The organism is Burkholderia sp. HI2761, assembly GCF_002223355.1.
In the GTDB taxonomy this organism is placed as follows: Bacteria; Pseudomonadota; Gammaproteobacteria; order Burkholderiales; family Burkholderiaceae; genus Burkholderia.
This window is the reverse complement of sequence record NZ_NKFN01000004.1, coordinates 735,320-747,522: the sequence shown is the minus strand read 5'-3', so window position 1 is coordinate 747,522 and position 12,203 is coordinate 735,320. Positions and strand designations below refer to the sequence as shown.

Genomic DNA, 12,203 nt, shown 5'->3' with positions numbered 1-12,203 from the left:
GATCGGATCGGGATCAGGGCAGGAAGCTGCGGCGCCGCGCGTCGATCAGTTCGACGAGCAACCGGTCGCGCTCCGCGGCCAGTTCCTGCATCGAGCGCTCGCCCTGGATCGCGCGCAACTCGTCGTTCAGCTTGCGATCGACTTCCGGATCGAACGACGGCGTGCCGAGGTCGTCCCACCAGCTCGTGATCGGCCCCGACAGGTGCTCGAGGAAGTGCGCGATCCCGCCCGCGCCGCCGCCGAGGTGATAGGTCAGGCACTGCCCCATCAGCCCCCAGCGCAGGCCGGGGCCCCACGCGACGGCCTTGTCCGCATCGGCGACGCTCACGACGCCTTCACCGACGAGGTGATACACCTCGCGAAACAGCGCGGCCGCGAGCCGATTCGCGACGTGGCCGGTCATCTCCTTGTTCAGGACGATCGTCTGCTTGCCGAGCCCGTCGTAGAAATGCTTCACGCGCGCGATCACGTCCTGGCCGGTCGCGTCGCCGCCGACCAGCTCGACGAGCGGGATCAGGTGCGGCGGATTGAACGGATGCGCGATCAGGCAGCGCTCCGGATGCTTCGCGCACGCGGTCTGGATATCGGACATCTTCAGGCCCGACGAACTCGACGCGATCGGCACGTGCGCGGGCAGCACGTCGTCCATCTGGCGATAGAGCGCGCGCTTCAGGTCGAGTCGCTCGGGGCCGTTCTCCTGCACGAAGTCGACGCCGTCCAGCGCGCGCACGAGATCGGCGTCGAACGACAGCCGCGCGGCAAGTTCGGCGGCCCGTTCGCCGAGAAACGCGGCGAGCGCGTCGCGCAGCCGCGCATCGGCCTGCGGGGCCGGGTCGGTCGCGACGACGTCGAAGCCCTGCGTCAGGTAGAAAGCGGCCCAGCTCGCGCCGATCACGCCGGCGCCGACGATCGCGATACGTCGAATGTCCATGGTTGTCCCGTGTGGTTGGTCTGCGGATATGCCGCGGCGATTGTCGCATCGAATTCCGCGCGCATGCGTCGACGCGGATTGCGCGATCCCTCTTGAAATGCGTGACGGCGGCCACTAATTAAGCGTCGTCGGGCAGTGCCTCATGCAACGCACCGCCCCCGTATCGACCCAGTGGAGCCACCCGTCGCGCCCGCCGCAGGCGTCGCGCCGTCACGTCTCCCGCGTTCCCTGTTCAGGAGGACCAACATGAGCGGTATCCATCACGGCTATGACCTGTTCGACGAATTCGCCCGCGTGCAACGGCAGGTGGCGAGCCTGCTCGGCGAACGCCCGTCCGGCATCCGGGCGGGGCGCCCCGGCGCCTTTCCCGCACTCAACGTCGGCGCCACCGACGATGCGATCGAGATCGTCGCATTCGCGCCCGGCATGGCCGCGACCGACTTCGACGTATCGATCGACAAGGATCTGCTGACGATCAGCGGCGAGCGCAAACCGGCGCCGCGCGAAGGCGACGACGTGCGCACGTATGCGCAGGAGCGCTTTCACGGCGCGTTCCGCCGCGTGGTCGAATTGCCGCGCGATGCGGACCCCGACCAGGTCAGCGCCCGTTACGAAAACGGCTGCCTGCTGATTCGCGTCGGTCGGCGCGAAGCATCGAAGCCGCGTGCGATCACCATTCAGTAACCTTCAGGATACCGACATGTACACGAATCCGACCCTGGCCGAACGCCATCCGAGCACCGTTCACGCTGCCGCAGCCGAAGCCGCCCGCCGGCCGGCGATCACCCCGTCCGTCGATATCGTCGAGGACCGGAGCGGCGTCACGCTGCGGGCCGACCTGCCCGGCGTGCCGCGCGAGAACCTCGACGTGAAGGTGCACGACAATACGCTGACGATCGAAGCCGCGACGCACATCGACACGCCGGACGACCTGCGCATCCGGCACGCTGAAGTGCGCGCGACGCGCTATGCGCGATCCTTCGTGCTGAGCGCCGACCTCGACACGTCGCGGATCGACGCGAACCTGCGCGACGGCGTGCTGACGCTGACGATTCCGCGCCGCGAGGAAACGCGTCCGCGCCGCATCGACGTGACGGCCGGCAATGCGTAAATGTCGATGCGCGCCCTGACGCGACGCGCGTGAAAAAGCCCCGCACCGGCACGCTGCCGGGCGGGGCTTTTTGCATCGGGCCGCGCGCACTCAGGCACGCGGCCCGCGGGTTCAATCGAAATCGAACAGGTCGAACACCGACTTCTTGCGACGCTGGCCGTCGTGCCGGTAACGCTCGTCGTGCGAGCGGCCGTCGCGCCCCCAGCCGTCGTCGCGGCCGCGCGGCGCGTGCGCATCGTGTTGCGCCGGTGCGGGGTCGCGGCGAGCCGGCGCGTCGCCGGTTTCGCGGGCGATCAGCTTGTCGAGTTCGCCGCGATCGAGCCACACGCCGCGGCAGGTCGGACAGTAGTCGATCTCGATCGACTGGCGCTCGGCCATCAGCAGGTCGGGCGTCTTGCAGACAGGACATTTCATCGCATTGCTCCTTTCCGTTCGAATTTCATTCGGATTCCACATGAGGCGCGCGAGCCGGCCGCCGCGGCGGCCGGCGTCACGCATGCCGCATCAGTCGCGTGCCACGTGCGCCGCCCGCTTCGCCTTCGCGCGCCGCGCCAGCATGTTCATGCCCTCGACGAACGCCGAGAACGCCATCGCCGCATAGATGTAACCCTTCGGCACGTGCGAACCGAACCCTTCGGCGATCAGCGTCATGCCGATCACGACCAGGAACGACAGCGCGAGCATCACGATCGTCGGGTTGCGGTCGATGAAGCGTGCGAGCGGCTGCGCGGCGAACAGCATCACGGTCACGGCGACGATCACGGCGACGAACATGATCGGGATGTGCTCGGTCATGCCGATCGCGGTCACGATGCTGTCGATCGAGAACACGATGTCGAGCATCACGATCTGGCCGATCGCGGCCCACACCGTCAGGCCGGCCGCGCCGGCGGCCCCGCCCGCGCCGTCGCCGTCGTGCGACACGTGGTGATGGATCTCGGTGGTCGCCTTCCACACGAGGAACAGGCCGCCCGCCAGCAGGATCATGTCGCGCCACGAGAATGCATGGTCGAACAGCGTGAACACGGGTTCGGTCAGGCTCGCGATCCACGCGACGCTGCCGAGCAACGCGAGGCGCATCACCAGCGCGAGCGCGATGCCGAGGCGCTGGGTACGCGCGCGCTGCGCTTCGGGCAGCTTGTTGCTGAGGATCGAGATGAAGATCAGGTTGTCGATGCCGAGCACGACTTCCATCACGACGAGCGTCAGAAGCGCGGCCCAGACGGCAGGGTCGGCGGCAAGCGTCAGCAGGTAGTCCATGGGATGGGCCGATACGAAAGTGGAAAGCCAGATGATATGCCGCCCCATACTTCGAAAAAATCAGAGAGAATCTGACTTTAGGTTCGGTTTTTACGATATATTCCCCTCCGATGCTGAATTTTCGACATCTGTACTATTTCTGGGTCGTCGTGAAGGAAGGCGGCTTCGCGCGGGCGGCCGGCCGGCTCGACATGGCCGTGCAGACGATCAGCGCCCAGGTGCGCGAGCTCGAGAAATCGCTCGGGCACCAGTTGCTGCGACCGGCCGGACGCGGCGTGACGATGACCGACGCCGGGCAGGCCGCCTTCGCACGCGCGGAAGTCATCTTCGAGATGGGGCGGCTGATTCCCGACGACGTGCGCGCGGCCGCCAGCCGGCCGACCGTGCGGCTCGCGGTCGGCCTCGCGGACGGCATCTCCAAACTCGCCGCGCACGCGATCCTGGCCCCCGTGCTCGACACGCCCACGCTGCGGCTGCTGTGCCACGAGGGCGAGCACGACGCGCTGCTCGCGGAACTCGCGCTGCATCATCTGGATCTCGTGCTGGCCGGCCAAGGTGCGCCGTCCGGGTCGAACCTGCGCGTGACGAGCGAGCGCCTCGTCGCGTCGCCGGTCGACTGGTACGGGCCCGCGGCGCTCGTCACGCCGGCCGCGCGGCAGCGCTTTCCGCAGTGCCTGGCCGACCTGCCGGTGCTGCTGCCGACCGCGCATTCGGCCTTGCGCGCGCGCCTCGACCTGTGGCTGGAAGGCGAACGGATCGTGCCGCGCGTGGCCGGCGAGTTCGAGGACAGCGCGCTGATGGCCGTGTTCGCGGCGCGCGGCCTCGGCGTGTTTCCGCTGAGCGAACTCGGCGCGAACGATGCGTCGCTGCTGCGCGGGCTCAGGCGGCTCGGGCGGGCGGGCGACGTGACCGAGGAGATCCACGCGATCCGCTCGCGGCGCGGCGAACATCATCCGCTGACGTCGCGATTGCTGGCCGCGGCGCGCGGCGCGCCGGCCGTCTGAAGCGAGCGCGACATCAAACGAAACTATAATGACGCCCCGGCCATACGAGATGCGCGCGCGCCGATCCTGGCACCACCCTTGCGCCGCCTCTCGCCGAGCCTTCTGAAAGACGCCATGCACAACCGATTTCGCCTGTTTTCCGTTTCGTGCGCGCTCGCGGCCGCGGCCGTGCTGACGGCATGCTCGTCGCCGCCCAAGCCGATCTACCAGCAGGAACAGTTCGACGCGACCAGCAGCCCGTATGCGCATACGTTCCACTCGAAAGCCGACGCGGCCTGCGAGGCCGCGCGGCGCGCGTTGCTGAGCCAGGGCTACGTGGTGTCGTCGTCGCGCAACGACGCGGTCGACGGCAGCAAGAATTTCCAGCCGAGCAACGACATGCACGTCGTGATCGAGTTTCACGTCGTGTGCGCGGATGCGAATGCGGACGGCTCGTCGAGCATCGCGTACGTGAACGCGGTGCAGGACCGCTATACGCTGAAGAAATCGAATACGTCGGCCAGCGTCGGCCTCAGCGTGTTCGGCTCGCTGTCGCTGCCGATCGGGTCGAGCGACGATGCGCTCGTCAAGACCGCGAGCGAGACGATTCCCGCCGGCGTGTTCTATGAGCGCTTCTTCAATCTCGTCGATCATTTCCTGAAGATCGACCCGGCGCGCCGCGACCGCGCGACCGTGAAGGCCGCCGAGAAGGAGCACGTCGCGCCGCTGCCCGAGCCCGCGCCGACGCCGCAGGGCGAACCGCTGAAGATGACGACGCCGGTCGTGCCGACGCCGCCCGCGGCGCCGGTGCCGCTGTCGGCGCCGGGTGTCGCGCCGGGGTCGGGCGCGAATGCCGTGCCTGCTGCGGCGGCGTCGGCCGTCGCGGCACCGGCCGCGATGCGCGCTGCCGCGCCGGCGGCGGCGTCCGGGTCGGTGCCGGCTTCGGGAGCGGCGCCCGCGGCGGCGTCCGCACCTATGCCGGCTTCGGCGGCCGGTCCGGCACCCGCGTCGGCGCCCGCTCCCGCGTCGGCGCCCATGCCGGCACCTTCGTCGACCTCCGGTTCGACGGCCGCGCCGGTCTCCGCGCCCGCGTCTGCTTCGGGTCCGGCAGCAGCGCCGACCACCGCCGCTCCGTCATCGACCGTCCCCGCGCCTTCGTCGGCGGCATCGGCACCCGCGTCGGCATCGGCGCCGTCAAGCGCATCGCCTGCGCCGGCGGCTGCCGCCGCCCCGGTCGCATCGTCCGCGTCGTCCACCGCGAGCGCACCAGCCGCGCACTGATTGCGCATCCGTATGCGTCGCGCGCGGCCGAATGCGCCGCAACGCGACGGTACGCCCCTTCCACGTCATTCCCGGAAGCCGTTCACGCCCATGCGGCTGTACGCCGGCTGCGCGTCGCCGCGCGAGATTGACCGAAAGGCTGACGGAAAGGCAACGTCGACGCGTCGCGATTGGCCACACGCGAACCAAGCCCGCAGTCACCACACGCGAAAATCGCGGGCGACCCGCCGTCGCGCGACTGCGCTGCGTGCCGGCTCCCTCGCCTACCGCAACGTCGCGCGCAGCGTCTGCAGATGCTCGACGGTAGTGGTCACGCCACCGCAGACGATCACCGCGACATCCGCTGCCGACGCGAGCACCGGCACCGGCCGCTCCAGCGCGGCCAGCGCAGCGCCGCACGCAGGCTCGACGACGATCCTGTGTTCGTCGAGAAACCGCAGCGACGCAGCCACCGCGTCGGCATCGGACACGACGACCGGATGAATCGCGTGGCGTGTCGCCCATTCGACTGCCGCGTCGCACGGCCGCTTCGCGCCGAGCGTCGTCGCGATGCTCGCGATTGCCGCCAGTTCGACCGGACGCCCCTGCGCAAGCGAGCGCGCATAGCAGTCGGCGCCCTCCGTCTCGGCCGCGACGACCGGCACGTCGTGCCAGCCGTTGCGCGCGAGCCCTTCGAGCACGCCGCACAGCAGACCGCCGCCGCCGACCGCAAGCACGATCGCATCGGGCTTCGGGCCCTCCGCCGCCATCTCGTCGATCATCGTCGCGTGGCCCTGCCACAGCACGCGATCGTCGAACGGATGCACGAACGCGTCGTGCTCGCCGAGCGCCGACTGCGCGAACGCATTCGCTTCCGCCCAGCTCGCGCCGTGCACCAAGAGTTCCGCACCTTCGACGCGGATCAGCTCGCGCGCCCGGGCCGATGTGCTTTCGGGCACGACGACGCGCACCGGCACGCCAAGCTCGCGGCCGCAATACGCGACCGCGATGCCCGCGTTGCCGCCCGACGACGACACGAACCGCCGGGCCCCCGCCGCATGGCGTGCTTCGCAGACGGCGCCGATGCCGCGCAGCTTGAACGAGCCGGACGGCTGCAGCGCTTCGAGCTTCAGCCGGATGATTCTGCCGAGCCGACGGGACGCGATCGGCGAGTGGATATAAGGGGTCGGGATATGAAGCGGCATGGGACTGAACGCAAGGAGGGCGGAGGAAACGCACGCGACTCGCGACGACGCGCATGCGGCAATGACGGTCATCGTACGGCAGGCCCGTCATGCTTTCCAATACCATCGAATGGCGTTTGCTATGCTTCGCAGGCATACCCATCTACCGAACCGGACACCGCATGCGCCAGATCGAACTGCGTCACCTGCGCTACTTCGTCGCCGTCGCACAGGCCGGCAGCGTGATGGCCGGCGCCCGCGCGGCCGGCATCGTGCAGCCCGCGCTGTCGCGGCAGATCCGCGAGCTCGAGGACGCGATCGGTACGCCGCTGCTGATCCGTCGCGCAACGGGCGTCACGCTCACGGCGGCCGGCACGAGCTTCCTGCACGATGCGACCGGCCTGCTCGCCATGCTGCAGGACAGCCGCGAGCGCGCGTTGCGCAGCGCGGCCGGCCAGCTCGGCGAACTGCGGCTCGGCGCGCTGCCGAACTGCCTGCCGTTGCCGGTCGTCGCGAACGTCCTCAAGGCGTTTCGCGATGCGTGCCCGGACGTGAAACTGTCGATCGCGCCGATGTTGTCGGCCGAACAGGCGAGCGCGCTGATGCGCGGCCAGCTCGACGCCGGGATCATGGCGTGGCGTCGCGAGGAAGCGCCGCACCTGACGGGCGTACGGCTGTTGAGCGATCGTTTCGTGCTGGCGATGCCCGCGCCGCCGGGCGGCCGCTTCGTCGCGCCGCGCACGCTGGCCGAAGTCGGGAACGAGCCGTTCGTCTGGTTCGATGCGCAGCGCTCGGCCGCGCACCACCGGTTCCTGATGACGCAGTGCCAGCAGGCCGGCTTCACGCCGCGCATCGCGCAGGTCGGCAGCGACATCCCGACGCTGATCGGTCTCGTCGCGGCCGGGATGGGCTGCGCGTTCGTGCCGGAAAGCGCGTCGCCGACCTGCCCGCGCACGGTCCGGCTCGTCGCGCTCGACGAACTCGCGAGCCGCTTCGACATCGAGTTCGTGTTCGACGGCGCGGCGGCGGCACCGTCGCCCGTCGTCGCGCGGTTTCTCGCGGCGGTCCGCGATGCGGCGGGCGAATCGGGCTGAATGGATGCGGACGCATCGGCGCGCGGTCGGACGACGCGACTTGCAGCGCCGGCGGACGGACGGGATTCCCGTTTCCGTCATCCCGGCGTTTCCGCGGTTGTCGCGCACTAAACGACACCGTCGTGCCACCGAAAAATCTTTCAGAACGCCGACGGACGGCACCATGACATCGCAATTTTCAAATTGACACCAAAAACGGCCGTTTAACGCCGATTCGAATCGTCATGGCCCGAAATATACTGCGCCCGCATCCAACCCCTCGTGCCAAAGAGAGGATGCGTTTCCGCCCCGGCCACGGTCCCCCTGTGGTCGGGGCTTTTTTGCTGTCGAGCCTTGCAGTGAAAGGCTTTCCAGCCATTGTGCGACGCCGGCCGCAGGCGCTCGCCCATCGCCGGCCGATGCGCCCTGACAGGCCACTCGCGTGTCATCTCACGGCCGCCGGACGAATTTGCGAGCGTCGCGCAGGCGACCATACATCGGCCGCGAAGCGTCAGCGAGCCGCGACTATCTGCCCGAAAGCCGCGATTTCACTCATGACGGAAAGCTTTCGAACCCTCCCCGTCGTTCGCCTGTCCCGCCGAAGCACTGCTCATGGGTCGCGCCACCCGTCGCCCGCGCGCTGCATTGTTGACATGAAATCAAGATAATTTCGTCCGGATGCGGCTTTTTCCGCAAAAGTAATGCAGGCACACTTCGCGCTGTCCTCAACGGCTTCGTGCCGTCGTTCCCCGATTACAGGAGCTCACCGCGTGAACCCCACGACTTCCTCCCCGTCCCGCGGCGGCGCCGCGCTGCCGCTGCTCGCGCTCGCCGCCGGCGCATTCGGCATCGGCACGACCGAGTTCTCGCCGATGGGTCTACTGCCCGTGATCGCCGACGGCGTGCACGTGTCGATCCCGCAAGCCGGCATGCTGATCAGCGCGTATGCGATCGGCGTGATGGTCGGCGCGCCGCTGATGACGCTGCTGCTCGCGCGCTGGTCGCGCCGCTCCGCGCTGATCGCGCTGATGTCGATCTTCACGATCGGCAATCTGCTGTCGGCCGTCGCACCGGACTACACGACGCTGCTGCTCGCGCGTCTCGTGACGAGTCTGAACCACGGCGCGTTCTTCGGGCTCGGCTCGGTGGTCGCGGCGAGCCTCGTGCCGCGCGAAAAGCAGGCCAGCGCGGTCGCGACGATGTTCATGGGCCTGACGATCGCGAACGTCGGCGGCGTGCCGGCCGCGACCTGGCTCGGCCACATCATCGGCTGGCGCATGTCGTTCGCGGCGACCGCGGGCCTCGGCCTGATCGCGATCGCCGGCCTGTTCGCCGCGCTGCCGAAGGGGGAAGCCGGCACGATCCCCGACCTGCGTGCCGAACTCTCCGTGCTGACGCGGCCCGTCGTGCTCGGCGCGCTCGGGACGACGGTGCTCGGCGCCGGCGCGATGTTCACGCTCTATACGTACGTCGCACCGACGCTCGAACACCTGACGGGCGCAACGCCCGGCTTCGTGACCGCGATGCTCGTGCTGATCGGCGTCGGCTTCTCGATCGGCAACATCGCGGGCGGCCGGCTGGCCGACCGCTCGCTCGACGGCACGCTGATCGGCTTCCTGTTGCTGCTGATCGCGACGATGGCCGCGTTCCCGCTGCTCGCCGCCACGCATGCGGGCGCCGGCGTCACGCTGCTGGTCTGGGGGATCGCAACGTTCGCGGTCGTGCCGCCGCTGCAGATGCGCGTGATGCGCGCGGCCCATGAGGCGCCGGGCCTCGCGTCGGCCGTCAACATCGGCGCGTTCAACCTCGGCAACGCGGTGGGCGCCGCCGCCGGCGGCGCGGCGATCTCGGCCGGGTTCGGCTACGCGGCGGTGCCGATCGTCGGCGCGCTGATCGCCGCCGCCGGACTCGCGCTCGTCATGCTGCAGGTCACGCAGCGCCGCCGCACGCCGGCCGCCGCGAATTCGTGAGCGCGGAACGAGTCCGGACTGCCCGGGCTCGTTGCGCATGCATTTTTACGGCCGCGCAATGCGGCCGCTTTCTTTTTCAGCGTATGGTCCGATTCCGACGGCTCGGTCAGCGCCCCGCGGCAAACCCGCCGAAAAACGCGCGCGCGTTCGCATCGAGACTCTCGAGGTGATAGCCGCCCTCCTGCACGATCACCGTCGGCAATCCGAGCGCGCCGATCGCGCCGCCGAGCCGGCCGAACCCGTCGGTCGTGACCGCGACCTGCGATTGCGGATCGTCCTTGTAGATGTCGAAGCCGAGCGCGAGCACGAGCGCATCGGGCTGGAACCGCGCGAGCGCGTGCAGCGCGTCGTCGAGCCGCTCGAAGAACGCCGACTCCGGCGAGCCGTGCGGCATCGGCAGGTTGAGGTTGAAGCCGTCGCCGGCGCCCGCCCCCGTCTCTTCCTCGTAACCTGCAACGACCGGGTAGAAGTTAGTCGGGTCGCCGTGAATCGATACGTACAACACATCGTCGCGGCCATAGAAAATCTCCTGCACGCCCTGCCCATGATGCATGTCGGTATCGAGGATCGCGACGCGGCGATGGCGACCCAGCAGCGCCTGCGCGGCAATCGCCGCGTTGTTCAGGTAGCAGAAGCCGCCGGCCGCATCGCGACGCGCGTGATGGCCGGGCGGCCGGCACAGCGCGTAGGCCTCGCGTGCGCCGTCGTTGACGTCGGCCGCCGCGGCCAGCGCGCCCTGCGCGGACCAGTACGCCGCGCGCCACGTGTTCGCGCCCACCGGGCAACTGCCGTCGGCGAGATAGCGCGCGGCTTTCGCGAGCACGCCGCGCAGCGGGTTCGGATCGCGCACGAACACGTTCGACATCACTTCGTCGCCCCAGTCGTCGGGCATCCGCTTCCAGTCGCGGTGCGCCTCCTCGAGAAAGCGCAGGTAGTTCATGTCGTGCACGGCCGCGATCGGCGCGGTGCCGCGGTCGGCCGGCTCCCGCACGTCGAAGTCGAGCGACCGGACGGCCCGGACGAGCCGCGCCGCGCGTTCGGGCACTTCCTGCGGCTCGCGCATCTGGCCGCGCGACAGATAGCTGCGCGGATGGTGCAGCAGTTGTTCGGGATGGAAATAGGTTTTCATGGTGGTCCTCGTCGATTCGCCGTATCAGGCGCCGTGCGTCGCAGCCGGCGCTTCGACGCGCGTCGCGATGCCCGCGCGCGCCAGCACCGCATGGAGCAGCACGTTCGTGCCGCGCGTCACGTCGTCGGGCAATGCATCCTCGGCTTCGTTGTGCGACAGGCCGTCGACGCACGGAATGAACACCATCGCGGTCGGGAAGCGGCGTGCGAGCAGGATCGCGTCGTGGCCGGCGCCGCTCACGATCCGCTCGTGCGTGTAGCCGAACGCGACAGCCGCCTGCGCGACCAGCCCGACGCAATCGCGGTCGAACGGCGTCGCCGGGCTGCGCCAGCAGGTATCGATCGCCACCTGCACGCCACGCGCGGCGGCGACGCGGGCGCATGCGTCGCGCAGGTCGCGCTCCATCGCATCGACTTCGGCATCGTCGTGATGACGCAGGTCGACCGTAAACGTCAGGTCGCCGGCAATCGTGTTGCGCGATGCGTTGCGAATCCCGACCTGCCCGATCGTCGCGAGCCCGCGTGGCGCGTAGCCGGCGACGATCCGTTCGAGTTCGAGCGCGATCTGCGCGCTCGCGAAATACGCGTCCTTGCGATACGGCATAGGCGTCGTGCCCGCGTGCGCGGCCACGCCCGTGACCGACACGTCGAGCCAGCGGATCGCCTGCCCGCCCGTGACGATGCCGATCGTCGTGCCGTTCGCCTCGAGCACCGGCCCCTGTTCGATGTGCGCCTCGAAATACGCGTCGACCGCGCCGCCCGTTGCGCGCGTGCCGCGATAGCCGCACGCGTCGAGCGCCGCGCCGAGCGTGACGCCGTCCGCGTCCTGCTTCGCGAGTGCGTCGTCGAGCGGCAACGCGCCCGTGAATACGGCCGAACCGAGCATCGCCGGCGCGAAGCGCGCGCCTTCCTCGTTGGTCCACGACACGATCTCGAGCGGCTTGTCGGTCGCGATGCCCGCGTCGTTCAGCGTGCGCACGAGTTCGAGCGCGGCGAGCACGCCGTAGACGCCGTCGAAGCGGCCGCCTTCGGGCTGCGTATCGAGATGGCTGCCGATCAGCACCGGCGCGGCGCGCGCATCGGCGCCGTCGCGCCGGGCGAACAGGTTGCCGACTGCGTCGACGCTCACCGTCAGCCCCGCGTCGCGGCACCATTGCGCGAACAGGTCGCGCCCGCGCCGGTCGTCATCGGTGAGCGCGAGGCGCCGCACGCCGCCGCGCGGGGTTGCGCCGACGCGCGCCATGTCGGCCAGGCTCTGCCACAGTCGGGCGCCGTCGATTTCCAGCAGGTCGTTCATATGCAT

Annotated in this window: 12 protein-coding genes; 6 read left to right on the top strand and 6 right to left on the bottom strand. The window is 69.5% G+C overall.

The window, feature by feature from the left end:
* Window positions 1-13: 13 nt before the first annotated feature.
* Window positions 14-931 (bottom strand): 3-hydroxyacyl-CoA dehydrogenase NAD-binding domain-containing protein, encoded by a 918-nt coding sequence (locus CFB46_RS10170; RefSeq protein WP_089499912.1) that lies wholly within the window; start codon window positions 929-931, stop codon window positions 14-16.
* A gap of 246 nt (window positions 932-1,177) precedes the next feature.
* On the opposite strand from CFB46_RS10170, the gene CFB46_RS10165 reads away from it, so the two are divergent.
* Window positions 1,178-1,615 carry an Hsp20/alpha crystallin family protein gene (locus CFB46_RS10165; protein WP_027784052.1) on the top strand — a complete coding sequence of 146 codons (438 nt, stop codon included), beginning with the start codon at window positions 1,178-1,180 and terminating at the stop codon, window positions 1,613-1,615.
* Between the two features lie 16 nt (window positions 1,616-1,631).
* Complete coding sequence (locus tag CFB46_RS10160) at window positions 1,632-2,042, top strand: Hsp20/alpha crystallin family protein (protein ID WP_089499911.1); 411 nt, start codon at window positions 1,632-1,634, stop codon at window positions 2,040-2,042.
* A 111-nt stretch (window positions 2,043-2,153) separates the two neighbouring features.
* On the opposite strand, the gene CFB46_RS10155 is transcribed toward CFB46_RS10160, so the two are convergent.
* Together CFB46_RS10155 and CFB46_RS10150 are read right to left on the bottom strand one after the other, a co-directional pair.
* Window positions 2,154-2,456, bottom strand: coding sequence for a TFIIB-type zinc ribbon-containing protein (locus CFB46_RS10155; RefSeq protein WP_089499910.1), 303 nt, complete (start codon window positions 2,454-2,456; stop codon window positions 2,154-2,156).
* A 90-nt stretch (window positions 2,457-2,546) separates the two neighbouring features.
* Entirely contained in the window at window positions 2,547-3,302 is a 756-nt protein-coding gene (locus CFB46_RS10150) for a TerC family protein (protein WP_089499909.1), read from the bottom strand.
* A 110-nt stretch (window positions 3,303-3,412) separates the two neighbouring features.
* Between CFB46_RS10150 and CFB46_RS10145 the strand changes: the two genes are divergently transcribed.
* Entirely contained in the window at window positions 3,413-4,306 is an 894-nt protein-coding gene (locus CFB46_RS10145; RefSeq protein ID WP_089499908.1) for a LysR family transcriptional regulator, read from the top strand.
* A gap of 114 nt (window positions 4,307-4,420) precedes the next feature.
* On the top strand, window positions 4,421-5,566 hold the full coding sequence (locus CFB46_RS10140) for a DUF2242 domain-containing protein (protein ID WP_089499907.1): 1,146 nt from the start codon (window positions 4,421-4,423) through the stop codon (window positions 5,564-5,566).
* Between the two features lie 263 nt (window positions 5,567-5,829).
* Here CFB46_RS10140 and CFB46_RS10135 read toward each other — a convergent pair whose 3' ends face one another.
* Window positions 5,830-6,750, bottom strand: coding sequence for a pyridoxal-phosphate dependent enzyme (locus CFB46_RS10135; protein ID WP_089499906.1), 921 nt, complete (start codon window positions 6,748-6,750; stop codon window positions 5,830-5,832).
* A 161-nt stretch (window positions 6,751-6,911) separates the two neighbouring features.
* On the opposite strand from CFB46_RS10135, the gene CFB46_RS10130 reads away from it, so the two are divergent.
* Window positions 6,912-7,823: a LysR family transcriptional regulator gene (locus CFB46_RS10130; protein WP_089499905.1), complete on the top strand. Its 912-nt coding sequence runs from the start codon at window positions 6,912-6,914 to the stop codon at window positions 7,821-7,823.
* A gap of 749 nt (window positions 7,824-8,572) precedes the next feature.
* Window positions 8,573-9,772 carry an MFS transporter gene (locus CFB46_RS10125; RefSeq protein ID WP_089499904.1) on the top strand — a complete coding sequence of 400 codons (1,200 nt, stop codon included), beginning with the start codon at window positions 8,573-8,575 and terminating at the stop codon, window positions 9,770-9,772.
* A 106-nt stretch (window positions 9,773-9,878) separates the two neighbouring features.
* On the opposite strand, the gene CFB46_RS10120 is transcribed toward CFB46_RS10125, so the two are convergent.
* A complete protein-coding gene (locus tag CFB46_RS10120; protein ID WP_089499903.1) occupies window positions 9,879-10,901 on the bottom strand; it encodes a histone deacetylase family protein in 1,023 nt (340 codons plus the stop codon).
* Window positions 10,902-10,925: 24 nt separating this feature from the next.
* The gene (locus tag CFB46_RS10115) at window positions 10,926-12,197 is read right to left on the bottom strand and encodes a Zn-dependent hydrolase (protein ID WP_089499902.1); all 1,272 of its coding nucleotides are present in this window, start codon (window positions 12,195-12,197) and stop codon (window positions 10,926-10,928) included.
* Window positions 12,198-12,203: the final 6 nt, after the last annotated feature.